Here is a 25,504-nt window from a genome sequence, read left to right as displayed (position 1 = left end):
CCTGCGGCAGCTCCTACGGAGGAACACAAATTCCGCGTAGGAGCTGCCGCAGGCTGCGATCTTTTGCTTTTTATTGAACCGGATTAGCCTTCAGCTGTTCCGCTGCTGCCTTGGCCAGGTCCGGTGGCAGGAAGTCCTTGTCCGGGTTGTAGTCGGCCTTGAGGTAATGCTTCAGGTCCTGCAAGTCGCCCGGGCTCAGGGTGCCGGCCGCCTGCTTCAAACGCAGGTTGTCGAGGATGTAGTCGTAGCGGCTGTTGTTGTAGTTGCGCACCGAGGTGTACAGCTGACGCTGGGCATCGAGCACGTCGACGATATTGCGCGTGCCCACCTGATAACCGATTTCCGTGGCTTCCACCGCGCTCTGGTTCGAGATGATCGACTGGCGGCGAGCCTGCACCTGCTCGACATCGCTGTTCACCGCACGGTGCAGGTTGCGGGTGTTTTCCACCACTTGCCGACGTAGCGCTTCGCGTTGTTGTTCGCTTTGATCCAGGCGCGAGTACGACTCGCGAACCTGGGAGCTGGTCAGCCCGCCGCTGTAGATCGGAATGTTCAATTGCAGGCCGACCGTGCTTTGCGAGACGGTGCCCCCGTAAGGTTGGGGAAAGGCACTTGGGTTGCTGAAGCCCAGCGCATCGTTGTCACCGGTCTTGTACTGCGCCACGGCGTCAAGGGTCGGTGCGTGACCGGCCTTGCGCTGCTTGAGTGTCTCTTCGGCGGCGCTGACTGCGTAGTTGCTGGCCAACAGGTTGAGGTTCTGCCTGGCGGCAGTGTCGACCCAGGCCTTGGCGTCGTTCGGCGCTGGCGGCAGGACCGGCAAGGTGTGGACGATGCCCTGGATCGAGTTGTACTGACGGTTGGTCAGGGTGATCAGCGCTTCGAACGCATCATCCACCTGGCGCTGGGCGAGAATCCGGTTGGCGCGCGCGGTGTCGTAACTGGCTTGCGATTGCAGCACGTCGGTCTTGTCCGAGAGGCCCACATCGAAACGCTCATTGGACTGGTCGAGCTGGCGTTTGAACGCGGCTTCCTCGGCCTTGGTCGAGGCCAGGTTGTCCTGGCTGCGCAGCACGTTGAAGTAGGTTTCGGCGCTTTGCAGGATCAGGTTCTGCTCGGTCGCCGAGAGCTGCAGCGCCGCTTGCTCGTTGACATCCTTGGCCGCCTGAAACTGGAACCAGCGATCGGCGCGGAACAACGGCTGGGCCAGCGTCGCTTGATAGAAGTGGGCACTGCGATTGGCAATGGCCGACGGCTGGTCGATTTTCGTCCGTACATCGGCGACTTGAGCGCCACCCGAGAGGTTCGGCAGCAGGCCGGCGCGAGCCTGGGGCACGACTTCCTTTTGCGCGCCATATTGGGCGCGGGCGGCAGCCAGGTCGGCGTTGTTGTCTACCGCCTCCTGGTAGACGCTGACCAGATCGGTATTGGTCGATAAGGGCGCTTCTGCTGCCCAGGCCATTCCATTGGACGCACAAGACACGGCGAGGGCCAGTGAGAGTTTGCGCAGCATGAGGCGATCCCTAAGTTTTTATTACGTCGATAATTTGAGCGCCAAGGCTACGGCGCAGGCTCGGCAGCGTCAAGGCACAGCATGGCGTAGCGAGTGTAGTAGCGCCAACCTGCGGCAACAATCCTGCAATTACGCCATTCATCACGCTGTTTGCACCGGTGTTGGCGTTCTTTGCCGGTTGTGTCTAGACTGGCCGGGTTCTTGTCGGGGTGCCTTGCTATGAGGCTGAGATCGAATCATTTCGGATCCCGTTGAACCTGATCAGGTTTATGCCTGCGTAGGGAACAAGATTTCTCGTCACCCGGCGAGTCCTCTTGTGCTTCGTCCGGGATGTTGTTCGACAATCGAACAGCTCTCGTGCACTCAGCACAGCACTCATCCAGTTGGAGTTTTCACTGGTGGGCTGCGTCCATTCGTTACAGGTTCGCTCCGACAAAATTCCACTGCCTGGATGAAGTCTGGAGAGCCCGTGATGACTACAAAATCAAAAAATGCGATCAATCTGAGTGACTCGGCCAAGGTCGATCAACAATCGGTTCAGCCTTTTACCCGCTCGCAAAAAATCTATGTTCAGGGCACGCGCCCCGACATCCTCGTGCCGATGCGTGAAATCAGCCTGGACGTGACGCCAACCGACTTCGGCGGCGAAATCAACGCGCCGGTCGTGGTCTACGACACCTCGGGTCCGTACACCGATCCCAACGTGATTATCGATGTGCGCAAAGGCCTGGGTGACGTGCGTTCGCCGTGGATCGAAGCCCGTGGCGACACCGAGCGTCTGGCCGGTCTGAGCTCGAACTTCGGCCAGGAGCGCCTCGCCGACCCGGAGCTGACCAAGCTGCGTTTCGCTCACGTGAACAACCCGCGCCGCGCCAAGCCGGGCGCCAACGTCAGCCAGATGCACTACGCCCGCAAAGGCATCATCACCGCCGAGATGGAATACGTCGCCATCCGCGAAAACATGAAGCTCGAAGTGGCCCGTGCCGCAGGCCTGCTGGATCAGCAGCACGCTGGCCACAGCTTCGGCGCCAGCGTGCCGAAAATCATCACCCCGGAATTCGTCCGTGACGAGATCGCTCGTGGTCGCGCGATCATTCCAGCGAACATCAACCACACCGAACTGGAACCGATGATCATCGGCCGTAACTTCCTGGTGAAGATCAACGGCAACATCGGCAACAGCGCACTGGGTTCGTCCATCGAAGAAGAAGTGGCGAAACTGACCTGGGGCATTCGCTGGGGTTCGGACACGGTCATGGACCTGTCCACCGGCAAGCACATTCACGAAACCCGCGAGTGGATCATCCGCAACTCGCCGGTGCCGATCGGTACCGTGCCAATCTATCAGGCGCTGGAAAAAGTCGGCGGCGCCGCCGAAGACCTGACCTGGGAGCTGTTCCGCGACACGCTGATCGAGCAGGCCGAGCAGGGCGTCGACTACTTCACCATCCACGCCGGTGTGTTGCTGCGCTACGTGCCGCTGACCGCCAAACGCGTGACCGGTATCGTTTCCCGTGGTGGTTCGATCATGGCCAAGTGGTGCCTGGCGCACCACAAAGAGAACTTCCTCTACACCCATTTCGAAGACATCTGCGAAATCATGAAGGCCTACGACGTCAGCTTCTCGCTGGGCGATGGCCTGCGTCCGGGCTCGATTGCCGACGCCAACGACGAAGCGCAATTCGGTGAGCTGGAAACCCTCGGCGAGCTGACCAAGATCGCCTGGAAGCACGACGTGCAGTGCATGATCGAAGGCCCGGGCCACGTGCCAATGCAGTTGATCAAAGAGAACATGGACAAGCAGCTCGAGTGCTGCGACGAGGCGCCGTTCTACACCCTCGGTCCACTGACCACCGACATCGCGCCGGGTTACGACCACATCACCTCCGGTATCGGTGCGGCGATGATCGGCTGGTTCGGTTGCGCCATGCTGTGCTACGTCACGCCGAAGGAACACTTGGGCCTGCCGAACAAGGATGACGTGAAGACCGGGATCATCACCTACAAGATCGCCGCCCACGCAGCGGACTTGGCCAAGGGGCATCCGGGCGCGCAGATCCGCGACAACGCCTTGAGCAAGGCGCGTTTCGAGTTCCGCTGGGAAGATCAGTTCAACCTCGGTCTGGATCCGGACACCGCGCGTTCGTACCACGATGAAACGCTACCAAAGGACTCGGCCAAGGTCGCGCATTTCTGCTCGATGTGCGGGCCGAAATTCTGCTCGATGAAAATCACCCAGGAAGTCCGCGAATATGCGGCCAACCAGCGGATCGAAACCGTCGATGCCGAAGTTGCCCAAGGTCTGGCTGAACAGGCTGAGCGCTTCAAGCAGGAAGGCAGTCAGCTGTACAAGAAGGTTTGATCTGACCTGAGGTTGGCGGTGCCTGCACCGCCGCCATCGCGAGCAAGCTCGCTCCCACATTTGATTTGTGCCGTTCACAAGTCCCCTGTGGGAGCGAGCTTGCTCCGGGCGGCGATCCGACGATGGCGTCAGACCAGACGGCCATGATCTCAATGACACACTTTATCCCTCCGAGATAACACCCTTGAGCATTCCAGCCAGTACCTATTCCCCCGACCACGCCGTGCCTCTGGCCCAGCGTGTCTTCGGCGCCCGCGATCTGTTCTCCCTGTGGTTCTCCCTCGGCATCGGCCTGATGGTCTTGCAGACCGGCGCCTTGCTCGCGCCAGGTCTCGGTCTGTCCGGCTCGCTTCTGGCGATCTTCCTCGGCACCCTGGTCGGCGTTTTGCTGCTGGCGTGTGTCGGGGTGATCGGCAGCGATACCGGTCTGTCGGCCATGGCCGCACTCAAACTCAGCCTCGGTACTCGCGGCGCGAGTCTGCCGGCACTGCTGAACCTGCTGCAGTTGATTGGTTGGGGCTCGTTCGAAATCATCGTCATGCGCGACGCGGCCAGCCTGCTTGGCGCTCGTGCATTCAGCGACGGTAGTCTGGTGGCCAATCCATTGCTCTGGACCCTGGTATTCGGCGCCCTGGCCACCTTGCTCGCCGTCAGCGGTCCGTTGACGTTCGTCCGCCAGATCCTGCGCAAGTGGGGCATCTGGTTGCTGTTGGCGGCGTGCATCTGGTTGACCTGGAACCTCTTCGCCAAAGCCGATCTGGTCGCGCTGTGGGCGCAGGCCGGTGACGGTTCGATGCCGTTCGCCGTGGGTTTTGACATTGCCATCGCGATGCCGCTGTCGTGGCTGCCACTGATTGCCGACTACTCACGTTTCGGCAAGCGTGCGAAAAGCGTATTCGGCGGCACGGCGCTGGGCTTCTTCATCGGTAACTTCTGGCTGATGAGCCTGGGCGTTGCCTACACCCTGGCGTTTGCCCCGAGTGGTGAAGTCAATGCCTTGCTGTTGGCGCTGGCCGGTGCCGGTTTGGGCATTCCGCTGTTGTTGATTCTGCTTGATGAGTCGGAAAACGCTTTCGCCGACATTCACTCTGCGGCGGTGTCCAGCGGGATTCTGTTGCGCATGAACGTCGAACACCTGGCCTTGGTCATCGGTGTGATCTGCACCTTGATCGCGTGCCTGGCGCCGTTGGCTCAGTACCAGAACTTCCTGCTGTTGATCGGCTCGGTGTTCGCGCCATTGTTCGGCGTGGTGCTGGTGGATCACTTCATCCTGCGCAAGCGCAGTGCCCAGGTTGCATCAGCTGCATTGCGCTGGCCGGCGTTGCTCGCCTGGTTGGGCGGGGTGAGTACCTATCACTTGCTGGCGAATCTGTATCCGGAGGTCGGCGCAACCCTGCCATCGCTGGTGCTGGCAGGGCTGCTGCAACTGCTGCTGGGTCGGGTCTTCAGTTACGCTCAGGCACCAGCTCAGGCTTGATCTGACCCTTGAGGCGGGCGTAGGGGATGGTCATCTCGATGAGGCCAAGCGAGTAGGGCGCGATGGTCGCGACGTTGTACTTGAGAACCACCCCGGCGCCGGTCAAGGCCACGTTCGGGGTTTTCTGGAAGGGCCAGCTTTTGACGAAGTCCGGGTCCCGATCCATCTGCGAATTGATCAGCCAGCTATTGTGCGCGACTTGTGCGGTCTTCCAGAACGCCCCTTCTTGCCCCGGCAAGAGCATGTCGCTCAGGCTCAGCTCTTTTTGCAGCTGACGCGAGTAGTTGATGAAACCCCGCCCCGGCGTGTCATTGGCCGTGCCCGTGTCCAGATAGCTGGACACTTCAATGATCACCAGTCCGTCATGCTGCTCACGTACCTTGGCTTGCAAGTAGCTGCTGTTGCGCTCGCCTGATTCATGCAGGAACTGTTCGCGGTAGGCGTTGAGGGAAGCGGGTAGCGCCGCGCCCGCTGAGGTGCGGGTCATTTGCAGCAGGCGTTGTTCGACGATCCGGTCCAGTTGCGGTTCGGTCGGAAAATGCACCGTGTCGATATTTACCACTGGGCAGTCAGGACCGTCGCAACCCGGTTTGACCTGCTCGGACGCCTCGTGAGTGGATACCACCTGTGCCCGATAGCTGGGTTGGAACAGGCTTTGGCAAGCGCCGAGCGTGAGGGCAATACAGGCCACGGAGGCGATTTTCAACAGCGACATGGGCGTCCTTCATGAATCAGTGAAAGGCAAAAGTTACCGGCTTCGACTGCCAGCGGTGCGGTCGGTTCGCCACTAAGCTCAATAGAGCTAATTAGAGTTGTTTTCACCCCTTGCCGTCTATCCCGCTGACTGTAAAGGGGCTGCATCAAAGGGTACGGGCGCGTTAGGATGGCGCGAAGACTGGGGGGAGCCTCGGACAGATTGACAGTAAACGAGGATTGTTATGACTGATTTTGCCAATGCCACCCCGACCATCGTAGACGTCGTGCGCAGCGAGAACTGCTACAAGGGTTTCTACAAGCTTGATCGCGTGCAACTGCGCCATGAGCTGTTTGCCGGTGGCATGAGTCGCGAGATCAGCCGCGAGTTGTTCGTTCGGCATGATGCGGTGTGTGTATTGCCTTACGATCCACAGCGGGACGAAGTGGTATTGATCGAGCAATTTCGCGTCGGTGCGATGGGCAAGACCGATAACCCGTGGCTGATCGAACTGGTCGCCGGTCTGATCGATAAGGATGAACAACCGGAAGAAGTTGCTCACCGCGAAGCGCAGGAGGAAGCTGGGCTTGTATTCACTGCTCTGTGGCCGATGCTCAATTATTTTCCGTCGCCCGGTGGCAGTACCGAATATGTGCACTTGTATCTGGGGCGGTGTGACAGTAACGGGGCCGGCGGCCTGCATGGGCTGGTGGAGGAGGCAGAAGACATTCGCGTGACGGTCTGGGACTTCGAAGATGCCCTGCAAGCCGTACGTGATGGACGGATTTCCAATGCGGCAAGCATCATTGCCTTGCAATGGCTGGCTTTGAACCGCGTTGAAGTGAGGGGGCTATGGTTGTAAACAAACAGCGCGATCGTTATCGGGTCGACCTCGTGGGGCTGCAAAGCTCGTGCGAGGCCAACTACGCCCGTCTGATGCGCCTGTTGCCGGAGATGCGCAACCAGCCGGCTGCCCGGCGCATTGCCATGACCCAGGGCGAGCAGATGCTGGGCGTGCTGATGCTGGAAGTGCTGCAAGCGTGTCCGTACACCACGACCCTGCGAGTGCGCCAGGAGCACAGCCTGCCGTGGCTGCCGGTGCCGCAGCTGGAAGTTCAGGTCTACCATGACGCGCGGATGGCCGAAGTCATCAGCGCCGAACATGCGCGGCGCTTTCGCGGCATCTATCCTTACCCGAATGCGTTGATGCACCAGCCAGACGAAAAAGCCCAGCTCAATGTATTCCTCGGCGAATGGCTGAGTCATTGCCTGGCCTGTGGGCATGAGTTCGAAGCTGTGCGCTAGCGATGCGTGAGTTGTGAACTGCGTCCGGTTCACCGGTTTCCTCTTTTCAATTTCCCCCAGCATAATTGCGCGACTCATCCACCTCCGTGATCACGCCTTGGGAGAACGCCTTGCCGAGCGTATCCACTCTGACCGCCAACGATGCCGTATTGCTGGTGCAGCTCTCTGACAGTCATCTGTTCGCCGAGGCGGATGGGGCGTTGCTGGGCATGAATACCCGCGACAGCCTGCAAAAAGTTATCGAGTTGGTGCTGGCGCAGCAGCCGCACATCGACCTGATGATCGCCAGCGGTGACCTGTCCCAGGACGGCACGCTTGAGTCGTATCAGCAGTTTCGCGAGATGACCCGGCAGATCGATGCGCCCGCTCGCTGGATTCCGGGCAACCACGATGAGCCGCAGATCATGGCCCAGGCGGCGGTCCAGAGTCAGTTGCTTACGCCTGTGCTGGACATCGGTAACTGGCGGGTCACTTTGCTGGACTCGGCGGTGCCCGGCTCGGTGCCAGGGTATTTGCAGGATGATCAGTTGCAATTGCTCGCCCGCGCCCTGAGCGAAGCGCCGGAGCGCCATCATCTGGTGTGCTTTCACCATCATCCGGTGTCCATCGGTTGTGCCTGGATGGAGCCGATCGGCCTGCGCAACCCGGAAGCCTTGTTTGCCGTGCTCGATCGTTTTCCACAGGTTCGGGCAGTGCTCTGGGGTCATGTACATCAGGAAATCGATCAATTACGCAACGGCGTGCGGCTGATCGCTTCGCCGTCGACCTGCATCCAGTTTGAGCCTGGCAGCGTGGATTTCAAGGTCGATACCCTGGCACCAGGCTATCGCTGGCTGCGGTTACTGCCGGACGGACGGCTGGAAACCGGGGTCGAGCGCGTGACCGGGTTCGAGTTTCAGGTTGATTACGGCTCCAACGGCTATTGATTCACCCGCGTAGGAGCTGCCGAAGGCTGCGATCTTTTGATCTTCCTGGGGCGCGTCTGGCAAAAATCAAAAGATCGCAGCCTTCGGCAGCTCCTACGGTGAGTGGGTAGTTGATATCTTTTTGATGCTCCCCCAAGCCTGTCGAAGTCCCTGTAAACTGCGGCATCTTTGCCCGTCACACAGGGAGCTCGCATGTCTGGTTCGATCCTCTATATCCATGGTTTCAACAGCGCACCCTCGTCGAAAAAGGCCTGTCAGCTGGTCGGCGTGATGGATCGTCTGGGTCTGGGGGACCAGTTGCAGGTGCCGGCCTTGCATCACCATCCGCGTGAGGCCATCGGTCAGCTGGAGCAGGCGATTGCCAGACTGAGGCGGCCACTGCTGGTCGGCAGCTCCCTCGGCGGCTACTATGCCACTCACCTTGCCGAGCGCCATGGCCTCAAGGCCCTGTTGATCAACCCGGCCGTCAACCCGCATCGGATGTTCGACGGATACCTGGGCACCCAGAAGAACCTGTATACCGAAGAAACCTGGGAATTGACCCACGACCACGTGACGGCCCTGGCTGAGCTGGAAGTGCCGGCGCCTCAGGACCCACAGCGGTTTCAGGTGTGGTTGCAAACCGGGGACGAAACGCTGGACTATCGCCTCGCCCAACAGTATTACCGAGCCTGCGCCTTGCGCATCCAGGCCGGCGGCGACCATAGTTTCCAGGGCTTTGCCGGGCAATTGCCGGCCCTGTTGAGTTTTGCCGGCATCGGCGCAGATGTGTACCAGGCGATCGATTTCACAGCACTGTGAACCCTCGCCCCTATTTTCATTGAACGACTGACGACGAGACCCCATGGCCACTCCCAGCGCTAGCTCTTATAACGCAGACGCCATCGAAGTCCTCTCGGGCCTCGACCCGGTGCGCAAACGCCCCGGCATGTACACCGACACCAGTCGGCCGAACCACCTCGCCCAGGAAGTCATCGACAACAGTGTCGACGAAGCCTTGGCCGGGCATGCCACATCGGTGCAGGTCATCCTCCACGCCGATCACTCCCTGGAAGTCAGCGATGACGGCCGTGGCATGCCGGTGGACATTCACCCCGAAGAGGGCGTCTCGGGCGTCGAGCTGATCCTCACCAAGCTGCACGCCGGCGGCAAGTTCTCCAACAAGAACTACCAGTTCTCCGGCGGTTTGCACGGGGTGGGTATCTCGGTGGTCAACGCCCTGTCGACCCAGGTTCGGGTGCGCGTCAAACGTGACGGCAACGAGTACCAGATGACCTTCGCCGATGGCTACAAGGCCACCGACCTGGAAGTGATCGGCACCGTTGGCAAGCGCAACACCGGGACCAGCGTGTACTTCGCGCCGGACCCGAAATACTTCGACTCACCGAAATTCTCCATCAGCCGCCTCAAGCACGTACTCAAGGCCAAGGCCGTATTGTGCCCGGGTCTGCTGGTCAGCTTTGAAGACAAGGCCACCGGCGAAAAAGTCGAATGGCATTACGAAGACGGTCTGCGTTCCTACCTGGTAGACGCGGTCAGTGAATTCGAGCGTCTGCCGGACGAGCCTTTCTGCGGCAGCCTGGCCGGTAATAAAGAAGCGGTCGACTGGGCGTTGCTGTGGCTGCCTGAAGGTGGCGACAGCGTGCAGGAAAGCTACGTCAACCTGATCCCGACGGCCCAGGGCGGTACTCACGTCAACGGTCTGCGTCAGGGCTTGCTCGACGCGATGCGTGAGTTCTGCGAGTTCCGCAGCCTGCTGCCGCGTGGCGTCAAGCTGGCGCCGGAAGACGTCTGGGAGCGCATTGCCTTCGTCCTGTCGATGAAGATGCAGGAACCGCAATTCTCCGGCCAGACCAAAGAGCGTCTGTCGTCCCGCGAGGCGGCGGCGTTTGTTTCCGGTGTGGTCAAGGACGCTTTCAGCCTGTGGCTCAATGCTCACCCGGAGCTGGGCCTGCAACTGGCCGAGCTGGCGATCAACAACGCCGGCCGTCGTCTGAAGGCCAGTAAAAAGGTCGAGCGCAAACGCATCACCGCGGGGCCGGCGCTGCCGGGCAAACTTGCCGATTGCGCCGGGCAGGACCCGATGCGTTCCGAGCTGTTCCTGGTGGAAGGTGATTCCGCTGGCGGTTCGGCCAAGCAAGCGCGGGACAAAGAGTTTCAGGCGATCCTGCCGTTGCGCGGGAAGATTCTGAACACCTGGGAAGTCGACGGCAGCGAAGTGCTGGCCAGCCAGGAAGTGCACAACATTGCCGTGGCCATTGGTGTCGACCCGGGCGCGGCGGACATTAGCCAGCTGCGTTACGGCAAGATCTGCATCCTCGCCGACGCCGACTCCGACGGTCTGCACATCGCGACCTTGCTGTGTGCCTTGTTCGTCCAGCATTTCCGCCCGTTGGTGGACGCCGGTCACGTCTATGTGGCGATGCCGCCGCTGTACCGCATCGACCTCGGCAAAGAGATTTACTACGCCCTCGATGAAGCCGAGCGCGATGGCATTCTCGATCGTCTGGTGGCCGAGAAGAAACGCGGCAAGCCGCAGGTCACCCGATTCAAGGGGCTGGGTGAAATGAACCCGCCGCAACTGCGTGAAACCACCATGGACCCGAACACTCGGCGTCTGGTGCAGCTGACGCTGGATGATTTCGAAGCCACGTCGGAAATGATGGACATGCTGCTGGCGAAAAAACGCGCTGGCGACCGCAAGTCCTGGCTGGAATCCAAAGGCAACCTGGCCGAGGTTCTGGCCTGATGCGGAGCGGTTTCGCCCCCGCGTTGCTGGTTGTTCGCGGCTGAAGCCTTGCAGGAACATCGACGCTGAAAAAACTTGAATTTACCCAGCGCGGTGGCACCTTGCTGCTGCGCCAGACAACGAACTGATGAGGCCCGCATGAGCGACTCCCTGGATCTCAGCCTGGACGGCGTTGAACGCCGCTCACTGGCTGACTTCACCGAAAATGCCTACCTCAATTACTCCATGTACGTGATCATGGACCGTGCACTGCCGCATATCGGCGACGGCCTGAAGCCTGTACAGCGGCGTATCATCTACGCCATGAGCGAGTTGGGGCTGGATGCTGACTCCAAGCACAAGAAATCCGCGCGTACGGTCGGTGACGTGCTCGGCAAGTTCCACCCTCACGGCGACTCGGCGTGCTACGAAGCCATGGTGCTGATGGCCCAGCCATTCAGCTACCGCTACACGCTGGTGGACGGGCAGGGTAACTGGGGTGCGCCGGATGATCCGAAATCCTTCGCCGCCATGCGTTACACCGAGGCGCGTCTGTCGCGTTATTCCGAAGTGCTGCTCAGCGAACTGGGCCAGGGTACGGCGGATTGGGGCCCGAACTTCGATGGCACCCTCGACGAGCCGCTGGTATTGCCGGCACGTTTGCCGAACATCCTGCTCAACGGCACCACCGGTATCGCCGTGGGTATGGCCACCGACGTTCCGCCGCACAACCTGCGGGAAGTTGCCACGGCCTGCGTGCGTTTGCTCGATGAACCCAAAGCCACGGTCGAGCAGCTCTGCGAACACATCCAGGGCCCGGATTATCCGACCGAAGCGGAAATCATCACGCCGCGCGCCGATCTGCTGAAAATCTACGAAACCGGTCGCGGTTCAGTGCGCATGCGCGCCGTGTACCACGTCGAAGACGGCGACATTATCGTCACCTCACTGCCGCATCAGGTTTCCGGCGCCAAAGTGCTGGAACAGATTGCCGCGATGATGCAGGCCAAGCCGTCCAAGGCGCCGCAAGTGGCGGACCTGCGCGATGAGTCGGACCACGAGAACCCGTGCCGTATCGTGATCATTCCGGTCAATAGCCGGGTCGATCATGAAGCGTTGATGCAGCACCTGTTCGCCAGCACCGAGCTGGAGTCGAGCTACCGGGTCAACATCAACATCATTGGCCTGGATGGCAAGCCGCAGCTGAAGAATCTGCGAGCGTTGCTGGTGGAATGGCTGGAGTTCCGGGTTAATACCGTACGCCGCCGCCTGCAATTCCGTCTGGACAAGGTCGAGCGTCGCCTGCACCTGTTGGACGGTTTGCTGATCGCTTACCTCAACCTGGATGAAGTGATCCACATCATCCGCACCGAGGAGCACCCGAAGGCCAAGCTGATCGAGCGTTTCGCCCTGAGCGAAATCCAGGCCGACTACATTCTCGACACCCGCCTGCGTCAATTGGCGCGTCTCGAAGAAATGAAGCTGCGCGATGAGCAGGACGAACTGCTCAAGGAACAAGCCAAGCTGCAAGCCCTGCTGGGCAGCGAAGCCAAGCTGAAGAAGCTGGTGCGCACCGAGCTGATCAAAGACGCCGAAACCTATGGCGATGACCGTCGCTCGCCGATTGTCGAACGTGCTGAAGCCAAAGCGCTGACCGAGCACGATCTGCTGCCGAACGAAAAAGTCACTGTGGTGCTGTCCGAGAAAGGCTGGGTGCGCTCGGCCAAGGGCCACGACATCGACGCCACCGGGCTTTCGTACAAGGCCGGGGATTGCTTCAAGACGGCGGCTGCCGGTCGTTCCAACCAGTTTGCGGTGTTTATCGATTCCACCGGCCGCAGTTATTCGGTGCCGGCGCACACGTTGCCATCGGCCCGTGGCCAGGGCGAACCGCTGACCGGCCGATTGACGCCGCCGCCAGGGGCAACCTTCGAATGCGTATTGATGCCGGAAGACGATGGGCTGTACGTCATCGCTTCGGACGCCGGTTACGGTTTCGTGGTCAAGGGTGAAGACCTGCAAGCCAAAAACAAGGCCGGCAAAGCGCTGTTGAGCCTGCCGAACAACGCCAAAGTGATCCTGCCGCGCCCGGTCACCGACCGTGAGCAGAACTGGTTGGCCTCGGTAACGACCGAAGGTCGCCTGCTGATCTTCAAAATCAGTGATCTGCCGCAGCTGGGCAAGGGCAAAGGCAACAAGATCATCGGCATCTCCGGTGAGCGCGTGGCCAGTCGCGAGGAATATGTCACCGACATCGCGGTATTGCCGGAAGGCGCGACCCTGGTCTTGCAGGCCGGTAAACGCACGCTGTCGCTCAAAGCCGACGACCTCGAACACTACAAAGGTGAGCGCGGACGCCGTGGCAACAAGCTGCCACGGGGCTTTCAGCGTGTCGATGCACTATTGGTAGAAACTCTCAATTAAGCGCTCCAGGGGGCTCGATCTACGATTTAACCCGTAGATCGATGCTTTCGCGCTGGAGTCGCAAGCCATATTCACGGATGATATGGCCTTTCAAGCGCGGGCGTGGTCCTGCGTTCTTCATATTGATTGAGTATTTTTCACTGTGGCGGGCCTGTTGGCCGTCACTTGGATGGGATGATGACTGTTCTGCGCTTTCCTCTAATTTTGTTGCTCGCTGGCGTTTTCAGCCTGGCGGGTTGCAGCGTTCACCAACCGGTGTCGCTGTATCAGCTGGACAGCGGAAGTCCGGCTCAGCCTGCGCAAAGCGCGGGCATGGCGGTTTTGCTGGGCCCGGTATCGATCGCTGATTACCTGCAACGTGAAACCCTGTTGCAGCGCCAGCCGGATGGCAGCCTGCAAGCGTCGGCCGACGGTCGTTGGGCCGGCAGCCTGTCTTCGGACATCAATCAGCTTTTATTGCGTCAGGTGGCCGGCCATCTGGACAGCCAGCGCGTGGTGCTGGCGCCGGCGACCTTGGGTTTCACCCCGGATGTACAGGTTTTGCTGTCGATCACTCGTCTGGATTCGGGTGAGTCGCAACCGGCGATCCTCGATGCTCAATGGCGCTTGATTGACCGTCGCGGCCAGGTGCGTGACAACCGCATCGTTCATTTGCAAGAGCAACATGCGAGCGGTACGGCGGCGCAGGTGCGGGCCCAGGGTGTGTTGCTGCAACGCTTGGCCGAGCAACTGTCGGCCGCGCTCAAGCCACTGGCCAATCAGCCACCGGTTGTCGATGTACCGCGTAAACCTGCGCCCAACAAGCCTGCGACGCCGGCAGGACCAGAAAAACCGAAGATCCCGATAGCTTCACCGATTCGCACGGACATGGAAGTGTTCAGGTTTTAAGGTGATTGCTGTACAGACAAAGCCCGCGTTGATGCGGGCTTTGTTGTTTCTGCAGGTTGGAGATCTCTAGCGTTGCCCTCGGCCTCATCGCGAGCAAGCTCGCTCCCACAGTGGATTTATGGGTGGCCGAGATCACTTGTGGGAGCGAGCCTGCTCGCGATGAGGTCGGAACAGGCAACAAAAAGCCCGCAGACGATCACTCGTCTGCGGGCTTTTGCGTTCACGGGCCGGATTCAGCTCTTGGCGCGTGTCTCATGCATGCGCGCCAGTTGCCGCTCCAGCATCGATGGATAAGGCTCCATCAACCGCTCGACGCAGCAAGCGCCTTCAGGACTGGCGATTGGGCGGATCCGCGCGCGTTGGCGGATCAGCACATCGTCACTGATCTTGCGTTCCACCAGCAACAGGTTGCGGCTGTGCTGGGACAAGGCGAGGGCGTCCTGAGCGGTTTCGGTCAGCAGCAGATCAATCTGGCTGAGGCCGAAGAGCTCATCACCCAGGGTCAGGCCCAACTGCAATTGCAGGGTGATGCCGCTGTCGGCGACTTCGATCTGCAACTGGTGGCCGAGCGCACGCAGCAACTCGCCGCAGCAAATGGCGTTGGTCAGGTAGTCGTCGCCACTGTCTTCACTGTGGAACAGCATCAGTGTGCTGCCGTCATTCAGGGTGTGCAGTTCGCTTTGATACAGCGAAGCCGCCTGGTCCAGACAGTCGCGATAACGCTCCAGCAGTTCGGTCAGGCGCGCACGCGGCAGGCGGCGCAGTTGATCCTGAGCACCCAGTTGCACCGCCAATACCGCGCTGTGCTGTGGTTGCGCCGGGGCAGCAGGCTTGGGTTGCGGTTTGGCAACCGGCGCAGCTTCAGCGGTGTCGCGAAGGTCGGCAAACGGATCTTCTTCGTCCAGTTCATCTTCCTCAGCGCTGACCACATGCCGTTGTGCCGGTTTCAGGCCCGCCACCGGAGCGCTCTCGTCGAAACTCGGGTCGCGCAGGTTACGCACTTCGAAGCCAGGCTCGGCCTCTTCGGTGTCGTCGTAATCGTCGAATTCAGGCTCCGGAACCGGTTCAGGCTCGACCCGCTCAGGTGCAAAACTGCTGTGCAGCTGGCGGGCGAGATCGCCGATCTCATCCTGGCGATCAGTCGCCGGGGTGTGTTCGTCAATATCGCGCAGCCACACTCGCAATTGCAGCAGCGGCGTGGAAATGTGCCGACCCAGGCGCAAGCTCAAGGCCAGGGACAAGGCCAGCAGGATAGCGCTGAGAATGCCCATGCTTTGCAGGCTGATGGTCATCGGCTGCTGGAACTGTGCCATGTCCAGGCTGATCCGCAGTTGACCGGCGGTCACGTCCTGAAAGGTGATCTTGCTCTCGTACATGCCTTCGGCTTCGCCGAGCAAACCGTGCTTGGGGCGCTGCCCGGACTCGGCGAGAATCCGGTTGTCCACGCTATAAATAGCCGCGTGAGCCACCAACGGGTTCTTGGTCAGGTTATTCAGCAGCACGTTGAGGCTGAGGATGTCGTTGGACACCAACAGTTCGGTCGCTGACATCGCCGTCTGGGTCGTCAGGCTTTGGCCGAGGGCATCCGCTTGCTCGTGCATGGCTTGTTTGAACTGCAGACCCATCACGCAGGCGTAGATCACCAGGGCCAATGCGACCAGGATCACGTTATGGCTGGCAATGCGCAATGCAATCGGTACACGGCGGTGGCGCAGTGCCCGGAAGATCAGCAGAAAGAAGTTATCGGTTTTGACTGGCGTAGGCCGGTTCACTGAGCTCGGCTCTTTTGTCCGTGAAGTTGAGGCGCAGTATAGCGACAGGCCCCAGACCGGCAAAGCGTTGGCTGTGCCCGATGGTCACTGAAAATGGGTAGAATGCGGTTTTTTCCACTTGCGGGGGTGCGCCTTGCGCGAAATCGTCCTGATAAACATCACGGGAGTCGACCGTCCGGGTCTGACTGCGGCCATTACCGGTGTACTGGCCCAGGGTGGTGTGAACATTCTCGACATCGGTCAGGCGGTGATTCACGACACCTTGTCGTTCGGCATCCTGGTTGAAATTCCCGACACCGAACAGGGTTCGTCGGTGCTCAAGGACATCCTGTTCAAGGCTTATGAGCTGGGGCAACAGGTGCGTTTCACGCCGGTGTCCGAAGAGGATTACCAGCAGTGGGTCGGTGCTCAAGGCAAAAAGCGCCACATCGTGACCTTGCTGACCCGCAAAGTGACGGCCGAGCAGTTGCAGCGTGTGAGTTCGATCACCGCCAAGTACGGGCTGAACATCGATCACATCGACCGTCTCTCCGGGCGGATGCCGCTGGATACACCGGCGGACAAGGGCAAGGGCTGCATTGAATTCTCCGTGCGCGGCGAAGCGGCTGATCCGCAGGCCCTGCGTGCTGAATTCCTCAGCGTTGCTCAGGAACTGAACGTCGACATCGCTTTCCAGGAAGATTCGCTGTTCCGTCGCAACCGTCGTCTGGCGGTGTTCGACATGGACTCGACACTGATCGAAGCCGAAGTCATCGACGAACTGGCCAAGGCTGCCGGGGTGGGTGAGAAGGTTTCGGAAATTACCGAGCGGGCGATGGCCGGTGAGCTGGATTTCCGCGCCAGCTTTAAAGAGCGCCTGGCTCTGCTTAAAGGGCTGGATGTCAGCGTGCTGGACTCGATCGGGGCGTCCCTGCGCCTGACCGAAGGCGCTGAAACCCTGTTCGCCGAACTCAAGCGTCTCGGCTACAAAACCGCAATTCTGTCGGGCGGCTTTACCTACTTCGCCAAACAGCTGCAAGCCAAGCTGGGCATCGATTACGTGTTCGCCAACGAGCTGGAAGTGGTCGACGGCAAAGTGACCGGCGTGGCCGTCGAGCCAATCGTCGATGCGCAGCGCAAAGCCGATTTGCTGCGTGAGCTGGCACACAAGGAAGGCTTGCGTCTGGAGCAGACCATTGCCGTCGGCGACGGTGCCAACGATTTGCCGATGCTGGCGATTGCAGGTCTGGGTGTGGCGTTCCGCGCCAAGCCGCTGGTGAAACAGTCGGCCAAGCAGGCGATTTCGACCCTGGGGCTGGATGGCGTGCTGTATCTGCTGGGCTTCAGAGACCGCGACGGTCAGCTGTAACACTGAATGGCCTGAGTGAATGCAGGCCAGTGTGGGAGCGAGCAAGCTCGCTCCCACATTTCCCATATTTCCCACATTGGATCTTGTACAGGTCAGGCTTTCGGTGAGCCCATGCCCTGGCCCATCACCACTGGCGCACCAGCCGCCAGCTCTTCAGCCCACTTCACTTGATCCGGGCCAAACAGTACGACCGCCGTCGAGCCCAGCTTGAAGCGACCCAGCTCCGCACCTTTTTCCAGATGAATCGGCGCACGGGCAGCTTCGTCGTAGCGGAAGGTTTTCAGTTCGCGCTTGGGTGGCGTTACCAGCCCGGCCCAAACGGTTTCGATCGAAGCAACGATCATCGCACCGACCAGTACCACAGCCATTGGCCCGCGCTCGGTGTCGAAGATGCACGCGACGCGTTCGTTACGGGCGAACAGCTCCGGAACGTTTTCAGCGGTGGTCTGGTTGACCGAGAAGATCCGGCCCGGGATGTAGACCATTTCACGCAGGGTGCCGGCCAGCGGCATGTGTACGCGGTGGTAGTCTTTCGGCGACAGGTAAATAGTGGCGAAATCGCCGCCCATGAACGGCGCCGCGTTCGCCGCGTCACCACCGAGCAATTCCAGCACGCTGAAACTGTGGCCCTTGGCCTGGAACACGCGGCCGTGTTCGATCGGGCCGAGCTGGCTGACGGCGCCGTCGGCCGGGCTGAGGATCGCGCCTGGAGTCTGGTCCAGCGGGCGGGCGCCGTCTTTCAAGGCACGGGTGAAGAATGCGTTGAAGTGTTCGTAAGCGGTCAGGTCTTCGACCAGCGCTTGCGACATATCGACCTGATAGCGTTTGGCGAACCAGGCGGTAAAGGCGTTCTTGAACCAGCGCACGCGGCATTCGGCAATGCAGCCGGCCAGACGCGACAGCAGGTGATGGGGCAGCAGGTATTGGCTGAGGATGAACAAACGCTTTTTCATTAACTGTCCTTAAGAACCTTGAATCTCAACAGGCGTGTCGGGGTGGTTGCCCCATTCGCCCCAGGAACCGGCGTAGCCTTTGACCCGCGGATAACCGAGCGCCTTGGCCACCAGATAGGTGAAACCAGAGCGGTGGTGGGTCTGGCAGTGGGTAATCACTTCTTTGTCTTTGCTGATCCCGAGCTGTTCGAGGATCTGCGGCATGTCGCTGCGGATGCGCAGGTTGCGCGTCTTGTCCATGCCGGCGGTCCATTCGAAATTGACCGCGCCGGGAATGTGTCCGCCCTTGGCCGCGAGCACCTTCTCGCCGGAATACTCCAGCGGCCCGCGCGCGTCCCAGATCGCCAGATCGGCGGCGCCGAGACGGCTTTGCAGGTATTCGCGGGTGGCGGTGGGTTCGTCGTGTAGGGTCAGCGCAACCGGGCCGCCGACGGCCGCTGGAACCTCGGTCGAAACGGGCAAGCCTTCCGCCAGCCAGGCCAGCAGGCCGCCGTCCACGTAGTGATATTTATTGTGGCCGATGACATCCAGCAGCCAGATGAAGCGTCCGGCCCAGCCGCCGCCTTCGTCGTCGTAGACCACGTAGATCGCGTCCGGGTTATGCCCGAGTTCGCCGAACAGGGCTTCAAGCGCAGCCTGCGACGGCATCAGGCCCGGCGCTGGCGCATGCCCCAATTGAGTTCGTTTGGGGTCGACGAAGCGCGCGCCGGGAATGTGGCCTTCGGCGTAGCGGGCGCTGCTGGTCAGGTCGACCAGAATCAGTTCGCGAGCATCGAGACGGGCGAGCAGGTCGCTCGGTTCGATCACCAGCGACAAGCCAGAGAAGTCAGACATGTGAGGTCTCCAGAGCACAAAGGGGAGGATTGTAGCGCAGCGTTATTGTCCGCGGTGGCTAAAGCTGTGCAGGGCTTTTTCGATGCACTGTGCGGTTTTGCCGAAGGCTTGCACGGTGATTTCCGAAAAGGGCCCGCCGCCCTGGTCCGCCACGACCAGCATGATCACTCGGCCATTGTTGACCAGTGAGCGCAGCAACAGGTGCTCACCGCCGAACAGTGCACGCAGGCTGGCGGGTAGTAAGGCCGAAAATTGTGCGTTGTTGTCTGGGGTCAGACGCACCTGAGCCTGTTGCGAGAGCATGCGTTGCAGCACGCTGCTCTGGCTGACCAGCAGGTTCAGGCCGGAGGCTTCTTTTGGTAGCCCGGCGGTCTGGTGCACCCGCAGATGGGCATGGGTGCGGTCAGCCATCAGGATCATCACCCGGCGCATGCCGCAGGCTACCAGCGCGTCCCGGGCGGAAGTGGTCAGGTGCATGGCATTGGTGAAACGGCTCGGCTCCACCAGCAGTTCTGCGCATTGTTTGCGCCACTTCTGCAGATCCTCGGCGGTCGGCGCGGGCGCCGGAAGCTGGCCGCGATGAAGGCGCCGCTCGTCCCACGGCCAGAGCAATGCCCCGGCCGGATGCCAGAGGTCGGGCATGGCGTGGTTACGGGCGCTGAGTGCGGCTTGCTGGTGCAGTTGCTGCTGGACCTCGTCCATCGGCATTTGCAGGTAGAGGCTGGTCAGAAACTGCCAGCGCAAGCAGTGAGGGCTGCTCCAGGCTTGCTGTGCCGATATCGCCAGACCGTTGGCCAGCAACACCGTGTTCGCCGGTTGGTTGAGCCAGCGGCGCAGGGTCGGGTCGTCGTCGAGACGGTTTTGCTGGCGCAGCGGGTGATCGGCGTCGCGGGCGATGTGCAGGACTTTCGCCAGTTCGCGTTGTTCATCCAGCAGCAGTCGATAGCCTTGGCCTACCCAGTTCGGCAAGCGCCAGACCTCCACCAGTGCCTGGCCGAGGTCCAGCAGGCGCACGCCGAACAACTCTTTTTCGACCTTGCCCGCTGGCTCACCTTTGTGCAGAACCCGCAGCTCCCAGTCTTCGAGCAACTGCGGGAAGGTCAATGCCAGTGGCCAGAACGGCGAGAGAAACAGCAGGCTACCCCAGTGGATGTCCTGCCAGAGCCGTGCCAGGCGGCTGGCAAAAAAACCGTTGGCTTGTTGGGCTGCGTGTTGGCTGATCAGTTGCAACTGGCGCAGAGCCGGCGGGATTTCGTTCCGGGGCAGGGCGGGCAGGTGTGCGAGCAGTTCTTCGGTGCGTTTGAGACCGAGGCGATTGATCGCCACCTCAAGGTTCTCGCTGGGCTCGCTCATGCTGCCGTGGGTGTGGCGATTGGCTTTGCGGATAACGCTGAGGGCCAGGGCCGGGCTGCCCTGCATCAATTCGGCGATATCGCGCAATGAGCTGCGATGGTCGGCGATAGCCTTGCAGACGCGATCATGGCTGGCTTGCGGCACAGGCAAAATCACCCCGTCGAGCAGCTTGACCCAGCCTTCGAGTGTGGTCGGTTTAGCCGTTGGAATGGTCGTTTCATTAGCCATGGTCGGGCGCGATCATCGTCTGCATTAAACACGCCCGGAGTGGGCCAAATTGGCTTTTCGCCTTAACTGGCTATAGTCTGGCGCAGTTTTGCCGATAAGTAGAAGAAGAGATTTTTTAACTTCCGAATATGACCTTGAACCCGACTCAGTAAGTACCTTCCTACCTATGGCTAAAATTATCGGCATCATCGTCGTATTCGCGAGCGTGCTCGGCGGATACGTGCTTTCCCACGGCAAGATTGCCGCCCTGATTCAGCCGTTCGAGGTGATGATCATCGCTGGCGCGGCGCTGGGTGCATTCCTTCAGGCCAACCCCGGTCACATGACGATGCACGTGTTCAAGAAGTCCTTGGGCATGTTCAGTTCGCGTTTCAATCACACCTTCTACCTGGAGGTGCTGGGCCTGATCTACGAGATCCTCAACAAGAGCCGTCGCGAAGGCATGATGGCGATTGAAGGCGACATCGAAGACGCCACTGCCAGCCCGATTTTTGCCAAGTACCCGGCTGTCCTCAAGGACGAGCGCATGACCGCGTTCATCTGCGACTACTTGCGCATCATGTCGTCCGGCAACATGGCGCCGCATGAGCTCGAAGGCCTGTTCGACATGGAGCTGTTCAGCCTTAAAGAAGACCTGGAGCACCCCTCCCACGCGGTCAATGGTATCGCGGACGCCATGCCCGGTTTTGGTATCGTCGCGGCGGTACTGGGTATCGTGGTGACCATGGCCTCGCTGGGCGAAGGCGATCAGAAGTCCATCGGCCTGCACGTTGGTGCCGCTCTGGTCGGTACCTTCTTCGGTATTCTCGCGGCCTACGGTTTCTTCGGTCCGCTGGCGCACGCCCTGGCTCACGACGCCAAGGAAGAGCTGAACATCTACGAGGCCATCAAGGCTTCGTTGGTGGCTTCGGCTTCCGGCATGCCGCCATCGCTGGCCGTGGAGTTCGGGCGCAAGGTTCTGTACCCGGCGCACCGCCCTAGCTTCGCTGAGCTGGAACAAGCGGTTCGCGGTCGTTAAGTCATGGAGAATAATCAGCCGATAATCATCAAGCGCGTCAAGCGCATTGCTGGCGGGCATCACGGGGGCGCGTGGAAAATCGCCTTCGCGGACTTCGCGACGGCGATGATGGCGTTCTTCCTGGTGTTGTGGCTGTTATCCACCGCCACACCGGAACAGAAGATCGCCATCGCCGGTTACTTCAAAGACCCGATCGGCTTCTCTGAAAGCGGTACGCCGTACATCATTGATCTCGGCGGCTCTCCAGAGCTGGCGCCGGACAAGACGCTCAATCCCGAGGTCAAGTCCCAGCCGCAACCGGACAAGGTCACCGTCGATACAGACCAGGTCGAAAAAATGGCCGAGGAAGTCGAGAAGGAACGCCTTGAACTGTTGCTGCAAGAATTGCAGAACAAAGTCGAAGAGAGCCCGCAGCTGCAGAAGTTCAAGGATCAGATTCTTTTCGAAATCACCCCGGATGGCTTGCGCATCCAGATTATCGATTCCGAAAAACGACCGATGTTCGACTCCGGCAGTGCGCGCTTGAAGCCGTACTTCGAAGACATTTTGCTGGCCATGGCTGACACCATCAAGGCGGTACCGAACAAGATCAGCATCAGCGGTCACACCGACGCCAAGCCTTATACCGGCACCGGCGATTTCGGCAACTGGGAACTTTCGGCCAACCGTGCCAACGCCGCTCGCCGGGCGCTGGTGGCGGGCAGCTATCCAGAGCAGCAAGTGGCGCGGGTGGTGGGTTACGCTTCGTCGACGTTGTTCGATCGCAAAAATCCGTTCAACCCGGTCAATCGCCGTATCGACATCGTCGTGCTGACCAAGAAGGCCCAGCGTGCCATCGAGGGTGAACAAGGTGCGGAACCGGCGCCGACACCGGGGCAGGGCGCTCCGGGTGAAGTGCCTGCCGTAGCCGTCGATCCGAACGCCTTGCCGGCGGACAAGGAACCGCTGCCGGCGCATGAGCTTCGGGAGCGCTTGAACCTGTTCGACAACCCGGCACCGAAAGCCGGCGACCCGGCCAAACCGGCTGAGCCACCCAAGCAGTGACCCAATAAAAAGCCGCGATGATCGCGGCTTTTTATTGTCTGTCGTTGCAACAGCGGACAGCCAGCAGCCCCGTCAGTATCAGGGCTGCTGGACGGTCTGTTTAATAGCTGGTTTCCGGCAAACTGGCGATGATCGAGCGGTAGCTGTTCATGCGCTGCTGTTGCACGCGGCCCTCTTCCAGCGCCTTGAGCAGGGCGCAACCGGGTTCGCGGTCGTGCTTGCAGTCGCGGAAGCGGCAGGTGCCGATCAAGTCGTTGAACTCGATGAAGCCGGCTTCGACGTCGGCACGGCTGACGTGGCCCAGACCGAATTCCCGAATACCCGGGGAGTCGATCAACTCACCGCCGCCGGGGAAGTGGAACAATCGCGCGGTGGTGGTGGTGTGGGTGCCCTGGCCGGACAGCTCGGACAACGGGCCGACGCGGGTGTCGACTTCGGGCAGCAGGCTGTTGACCAGCGAGGACTTACCGACGCCGGATTGACCGACGAACACACTGATGCGGCCGTCCAGTTGCTCCTGCAACAGTTCCATGCCATTGCCGTGATGGGCCGAGACTTCCAGCACCGGGTAACCCAGCGTGCGGTAAACCGCCAGCAAGGTATTCAGCGCCGGCGCATTCTGCTCGTCGATCAGGTCGAACTTGTTGAGCAGTAGCAACGGGCGAATGCCAGCGTGTTCGGCGGCGACCAGGTAACGGTCGATCAGGTTGGCGTGCGGCTCGGGCAGCGGGGCGAAGACGATCACGATCATGTCGACGTTGGCCGCTACCGGCTTGAGCTGGCCACGACTGTCGGGGCGGCACAGTTCGGTGTTGCGCGGCAGTTGCGCGACGATCACGCCGATGCCCTGGTTGCCGGCACGCCAGACCACTTGGTCGCCGGTCACCAGCGCAGGCAGGTTGGCCCGCAAGTGGCAGCGGAACACCTGGCCGGTCAGTTCGCCGTCGCGGGCTTCGACCTCGACCTGCACACCGAAGTGGGCGATCACCAGGCCCGTTTGCTCGGGGCCAAGATCACCGCCCTCGAGCGCTTCGACGGCAGAGGATTCGCGTTTGGCGGCGCGGGCAGCGCGCTCGCCTTGAATCTTTTCGATGCGCCAGTTTTGACGACGATTGAGTTGGCGTTTGGCCATGGGTGTTCCGTGTCGATAATGCAGCGATTAGGTAAAACGGCCGCGAGTTTAGCACGCCCCGAGAGTCCTCTAGGCTAAACTGCATGCCTACGCCGAGGAGCCGACACATGCAAAACCCGCAGAATCTGATTTGGATCGATCTGGAAATGACCGGTCTGAACCCTGACACCGACGTCATCATCGAGATGGCCACCATTGTCACCGACAGCAATCTCAACACATTGGCCGAAGGCCCGGTGATCGCCATTCACCACAGCGACGAAATCCTGGCCGGCATGGACGAGTGGAACACTCGTCAACACGGCGGCTCCGGTCTGACTCAGCGAGTGCGCGACAGCCGTATCAGTATGGCTGAAGCCGAAGCCGAGACTATCGCCTTCCTGGAGCAGTGGGTGCCGAAGGGCAAGTCGCCGATCTGCGGCAACAGCATTTGCCAGGACCGTCGCTTCCTTTATACGCACATGAAGTCGCTGGAAAGCTACTTCCACTACCGTAACCTCGACGTCTCGACGTTGAAGGAGCTGGCCGCACGCTGGGCTCCGGACGTGCTCAACAGCTTCAAGAAGGGCAGCACCCACCTGGCGCTGGACGACATTCGTGAGTCGATCGCCGAGCTGCAGCACTACCGCACGCATTTCATCAAGTTCTGATTGGGTGGCGCCTGTTCCGGCCCCATCGCGAGCAAGCTCGCTCCCACACTGGATTGCGTTGTTCCTGTGGGAACGAGCCTGCTCGCGATGGCGTTCGCCCAGCCGCTGAGGATGGAGCGGAAGTGGATTCTCGTGCGCCCCCTTTTGGTGCCCCAACGATCTGAGTAGACTGCGCGCCTTCTCGTAAGGACCGCCACCATGTTGCTGATGCTCTACCTGATTGCCATTACCGCTGAAGCCATGACCGGCGCGTTGTCTGCCGGTCGGCGTGGCATGGACTGGTTTGGCGTGGTGCTGATCGCCTGCGTGACGGCCCTGGGCGGTGGTTCGGTGCGCGACGTGTTGCTCGGACACTACCCGCTGACCTGGGTCAAACACCCGGAATACCTGGTGCTGACCTCCGTCGCGGCGATGTTCACGGTCTTTACGGCACGCTGGATGCGCCATCTGCGCTCGCTGTTCCTGGTGCTCGACGCCCTGGGGTTGGTGGCGTTTACTCTGATTGGCTGCATGACCGCGCTGGAAATGGGCCATGGCATGCTGGTGGCGTCGGTCAGCGGGGTGATCACCGGAGTGTTCGGCGGTATCTTGCGTGACATCTTCTGCAACGACATCCCGCTGATCTTCCGTCGCGAACTCTACGCCAGCGTCTCGTTCGCCGCCGCGTGGTGCTACATGCTCTGCCTTTACCTGCAATTGCCCGGCGAGCAGGCGATCCTGATCACCTTGTTTGGCGGCTTCCTGTTGCGCCTGCTGGCGATTCGTTTCCGCTGGGAAATGCCCAAGTTCGTTTACAACGACGAAGCCTGACACCGCGATCTCCCTATCTCCCGTAGGAGCTGCCGCAGGCTGCGATCT

21 protein-coding genes, 1 pseudogene and 1 riboswitch are annotated in these 25,504 nt (G+C 60.6%); of the genes and pseudogenes, 15 read left to right on the top strand and 7 right to left on the bottom strand.

Annotated features, from left to right (window positions below; all coding sequences use genetic code 11):
* Positions 1-70: 70 nt before the first annotated feature.
* Positions 71-1,510 (bottom strand): TolC family outer membrane protein, encoded by a 1,440-nt coding sequence (locus AC1RPZ_RS22265; RefSeq protein ID WP_493139450.1) that lies wholly within the window; start codon positions 1,508-1,510, stop codon positions 71-73.
* 195 nt (positions 1,511-1,705) lie between these two features.
* Positions 1,706-1,811, top strand: a riboswitch (TPP riboswitch).
* Between the two features lie 171 nt (positions 1,812-1,982).
* On the opposite strand from AC1RPZ_RS22265, the gene thiC reads away from it, so the two are divergent.
* Both thiC and cytX read left to right on the top strand, forming a co-directional pair.
* The gene (gene thiC, locus AC1RPZ_RS22260; RefSeq protein ID WP_493139448.1) at positions 1,983-3,872 is read left to right on the top strand and encodes a phosphomethylpyrimidine synthase ThiC; all 1,890 of its coding nucleotides are present in this window, start codon (positions 1,983-1,985) and stop codon (positions 3,870-3,872) included.
* 184 nt (positions 3,873-4,056) lie between these two features.
* Complete coding sequence (cytX, locus tag AC1RPZ_RS22255; RefSeq protein WP_493139446.1) at positions 4,057-5,349, top strand: putative hydroxymethylpyrimidine transporter CytX; 1,293 nt, start codon at positions 4,057-4,059, stop codon at positions 5,347-5,349.
* Here the strand turns inward: cytX and AC1RPZ_RS22250 are convergent.
* On the bottom strand, positions 5,318-6,064 hold the full coding sequence (locus tag AC1RPZ_RS22250) for an RsiV family protein (protein WP_493139444.1): 747 nt from the start codon (positions 6,062-6,064) through the stop codon (positions 5,318-5,320). The two genes, cytX and AC1RPZ_RS22250, sit on opposite strands and share 32 nt — an antisense overlap.
* Positions 6,065-6,287: 223 nt before the next feature.
* Here AC1RPZ_RS22250 and AC1RPZ_RS22245 point away from each other — a divergent pair, with 223 nt between their 5' ends.
* The 8 genes and pseudogenes from AC1RPZ_RS22245 to AC1RPZ_RS22210 all read left to right on the top strand — a co-directional run bounded on the left by AC1RPZ_RS22245 (position 6,288) and on the right by AC1RPZ_RS22210 (position 14,314).
* Positions 6,288-6,905, top strand: a complete 618-nt coding sequence (locus AC1RPZ_RS22245) for an NUDIX domain-containing protein (protein ID WP_493139443.1) — start codon at positions 6,288-6,290, stop codon at positions 6,903-6,905.
* Positions 6,896-7,348: a DUF1249 domain-containing protein gene (locus AC1RPZ_RS22240; RefSeq protein WP_493139441.1), complete on the top strand. Its 453-nt coding sequence runs from the start codon at positions 6,896-6,898 to the stop codon at positions 7,346-7,348. The genes AC1RPZ_RS22245 and AC1RPZ_RS22240 overlap by 10 nt, the downstream gene beginning before the upstream one ends.
* A gap of 110 nt (positions 7,349-7,458) precedes the next feature.
* Positions 7,459-8,274 carry a 3',5'-cyclic-AMP phosphodiesterase gene (gene cpdA, locus AC1RPZ_RS22235; protein WP_493139440.1) on the top strand — a complete coding sequence of 272 codons (816 nt, stop codon included), beginning with the start codon at positions 7,459-7,461 and terminating at the stop codon, positions 8,272-8,274.
* Between the two features lie 192 nt (positions 8,275-8,466).
* The gene (locus AC1RPZ_RS22230) at positions 8,467-9,075 is read left to right on the top strand and encodes a YqiA/YcfP family alpha/beta fold hydrolase (protein WP_493139438.1); all 609 of its coding nucleotides are present in this window, start codon (positions 8,467-8,469) and stop codon (positions 9,073-9,075) included.
* Between the two features lie 43 nt (positions 9,076-9,118).
* Positions 9,119-11,023 carry a DNA topoisomerase IV subunit B gene (parE, locus tag AC1RPZ_RS22225; RefSeq protein ID WP_493139436.1) on the top strand — a complete coding sequence of 635 codons (1,905 nt, stop codon included), beginning with the start codon at positions 9,119-9,121 and terminating at the stop codon, positions 11,021-11,023.
* Positions 11,024-11,070: 47 nt separating this feature from the next.
* A pseudogene (locus AC1RPZ_RS22220) lies at positions 11,071-11,151 on the top strand (TIGR02281 family clan AA aspartic protease); the annotation flags it as partial.
* 10 nt (positions 11,152-11,161) lie between these two features.
* Entirely contained in the window at positions 11,162-13,426 is a 2,265-nt protein-coding gene (parC, locus tag AC1RPZ_RS22215) for a DNA topoisomerase IV subunit A (protein WP_493139434.1), read from the top strand.
* Positions 13,427-13,603: 177 nt separating this feature from the next.
* The gene (locus AC1RPZ_RS22210; RefSeq protein ID WP_493139432.1) at positions 13,604-14,314 is read left to right on the top strand and encodes a PqiC family protein; all 711 of its coding nucleotides are present in this window, start codon (positions 13,604-13,606) and stop codon (positions 14,312-14,314) included.
* Between the two features lie 233 nt (positions 14,315-14,547).
* On the opposite strand, the gene AC1RPZ_RS22205 is transcribed toward AC1RPZ_RS22210, so the two are convergent.
* Entirely contained in the window at positions 14,548-16,086 is a 1,539-nt protein-coding gene (locus AC1RPZ_RS22205) for an AhpA/YtjB family protein (RefSeq protein WP_493139430.1), read from the bottom strand.
* A 133-nt stretch (positions 16,087-16,219) separates the two neighbouring features.
* On the opposite strand from AC1RPZ_RS22205, the gene serB reads away from it, so the two are divergent.
* A complete protein-coding gene (serB, locus tag AC1RPZ_RS22200) occupies positions 16,220-17,434 on the top strand; it encodes a phosphoserine phosphatase SerB (protein ID WP_019691491.1) in 1,215 nt (404 codons plus the stop codon).
* A gap of 92 nt (positions 17,435-17,526) precedes the next feature.
* On the opposite strand, the gene asd is transcribed toward serB, so the two are convergent.
* Genes asd through AC1RPZ_RS22185 form a run of 3 tightly spaced genes read right to left on the bottom strand, consistent with a single transcriptional unit; the run spans position 17,527 to position 20,802 of the window.
* Positions 17,527-18,387, bottom strand: a complete 861-nt coding sequence (gene asd / locus AC1RPZ_RS22195; protein ID WP_493139428.1) for an archaetidylserine decarboxylase — start codon at positions 18,385-18,387, stop codon at positions 17,527-17,529.
* Positions 18,388-18,396: 9 nt separating this feature from the next.
* On the bottom strand, positions 18,397-19,221 hold the full coding sequence (locus tag AC1RPZ_RS22190) for a rhodanese-like domain-containing protein (RefSeq protein WP_493139426.1): 825 nt from the start codon (positions 19,219-19,221) through the stop codon (positions 18,397-18,399).
* Between the two features lie 42 nt (positions 19,222-19,263).
* Entirely contained in the window at positions 19,264-20,802 is a 1,539-nt protein-coding gene (locus AC1RPZ_RS22185) for an HDOD domain-containing protein (protein WP_493139424.1), read from the bottom strand.
* 166 nt (positions 20,803-20,968) lie between these two features.
* Here AC1RPZ_RS22185 and motA point away from each other — a divergent pair, with 166 nt between their 5' ends.
* On the top strand, positions 20,969-21,820 hold the full coding sequence (motA, locus tag AC1RPZ_RS22180) for a flagellar motor stator protein MotA (protein ID WP_493139423.1): 852 nt from the start codon (positions 20,969-20,971) through the stop codon (positions 21,818-21,820).
* Between the two features lie 3 nt (positions 21,821-21,823).
* Positions 21,824-22,864: a flagellar motor protein MotB gene (gene motB, locus AC1RPZ_RS22175; RefSeq protein ID WP_493139421.1), complete on the top strand. Its 1,041-nt coding sequence runs from the start codon at positions 21,824-21,826 to the stop codon at positions 22,862-22,864.
* Between the two features lie 100 nt (positions 22,865-22,964).
* On the opposite strand, the gene rsgA is transcribed toward motB, so the two are convergent.
* Positions 22,965-23,996 (bottom strand): small ribosomal subunit biogenesis GTPase RsgA, encoded by a 1,032-nt coding sequence (gene rsgA, locus AC1RPZ_RS22170; protein WP_493139419.1) that lies wholly within the window; start codon positions 23,994-23,996, stop codon positions 22,965-22,967.
* Positions 23,997-24,103: 107 nt separating this feature from the next.
* On the opposite strand from rsgA, the gene orn reads away from it, so the two are divergent.
* Together orn and AC1RPZ_RS22160 are read left to right on the top strand one after the other, a co-directional pair.
* A complete protein-coding gene (gene orn, locus AC1RPZ_RS22165; RefSeq protein ID WP_493139417.1) occupies positions 24,104-24,646 on the top strand; it encodes an oligoribonuclease in 543 nt (180 codons plus the stop codon).
* A 198-nt stretch (positions 24,647-24,844) separates the two neighbouring features.
* Positions 24,845-25,456: a trimeric intracellular cation channel family protein gene (locus AC1RPZ_RS22160; protein ID WP_493139415.1), complete on the top strand. Its 612-nt coding sequence runs from the start codon at positions 24,845-24,847 to the stop codon at positions 25,454-25,456.
* Positions 25,457-25,504 lie beyond the last annotated feature (48 nt).

This window comes from Pseudomonas sp. GW822-FHT02D10 (genome assembly GCF_058802345.1).
This window is presented reverse-complemented; position numbering and strand designations above follow the sequence as displayed.

Excerpts from the sequence above, each read along its gene's own strand:
- rsgA (WP_493139419.1), bottom strand. The coding sequence starts at position 23,996 with ATGGCCAAACGCCAACTCAATCGTCGTCAAAACTGGCGCATCGAAAAG.
- thiC (WP_493139448.1), top strand. The coding sequence starts at position 1,983 with ATGACTACAAAATCAAAAAATGCGATCAATCTGAGTGACTCGGCCAAG.
- AC1RPZ_RS22230 (WP_493139438.1), top strand. The coding sequence starts at position 8,467 with ATGTCTGGTTCGATCCTCTATATCCATGGTTTCAACAGCGCACCCTCG.
- AC1RPZ_RS22245 (WP_493139443.1), top strand. The coding sequence starts at position 6,288 with ATGACTGATTTTGCCAATGCCACCCCGACCATCGTAGACGTCGTGCGC.
- motA (WP_493139423.1), top strand. The coding sequence starts at position 20,969 with ATGGCTAAAATTATCGGCATCATCGTCGTATTCGCGAGCGTGCTCGGC.
- AC1RPZ_RS22210 (WP_493139432.1), top strand. The coding sequence starts at position 13,604 with ATGACTGTTCTGCGCTTTCCTCTAATTTTGTTGCTCGCTGGCGTTTTC.
- motB (WP_493139421.1), top strand. The coding sequence starts at position 21,824 with ATGGAGAATAATCAGCCGATAATCATCAAGCGCGTCAAGCGCATTGCT.
- AC1RPZ_RS22240 (WP_493139441.1), top strand. The coding sequence starts at position 6,896 with ATGGTTGTAAACAAACAGCGCGATCGTTATCGGGTCGACCTCGTGGGG.
- AC1RPZ_RS22185 (WP_493139424.1), bottom strand. The coding sequence starts at position 20,802 with ATGGCTAATGAAACGACCATTCCAACGGCTAAACCGACCACACTCGAA.
- AC1RPZ_RS22160 (WP_493139415.1), top strand. The coding sequence starts at position 24,845 with ATGTTGCTGATGCTCTACCTGATTGCCATTACCGCTGAAGCCATGACC.
- parE (WP_493139436.1), top strand. The coding sequence starts at position 9,119 with ATGGCCACTCCCAGCGCTAGCTCTTATAACGCAGACGCCATCGAAGTC.
- AC1RPZ_RS22265 (WP_493139450.1), bottom strand. The coding sequence starts at position 1,510 with ATGCTGCGCAAACTCTCACTGGCCCTCGCCGTGTCTTGTGCGTCCAAT.
- orn (WP_493139417.1), top strand. The coding sequence starts at position 24,104 with ATGCAAAACCCGCAGAATCTGATTTGGATCGATCTGGAAATGACCGGT.
- AC1RPZ_RS22190 (WP_493139426.1), bottom strand. The coding sequence starts at position 19,221 with ATGTCTGACTTCTCTGGCTTGTCGCTGGTGATCGAACCGAGCGACCTG.
- AC1RPZ_RS22250 (WP_493139444.1), bottom strand. The coding sequence starts at position 6,064 with ATGTCGCTGTTGAAAATCGCCTCCGTGGCCTGTATTGCCCTCACGCTC.
- parC (WP_493139434.1), top strand. The coding sequence starts at position 11,162 with ATGAGCGACTCCCTGGATCTCAGCCTGGACGGCGTTGAACGCCGCTCA.
- asd (WP_493139428.1), bottom strand. The coding sequence starts at position 18,387 with ATGAAAAAGCGTTTGTTCATCCTCAGCCAATACCTGCTGCCCCATCAC.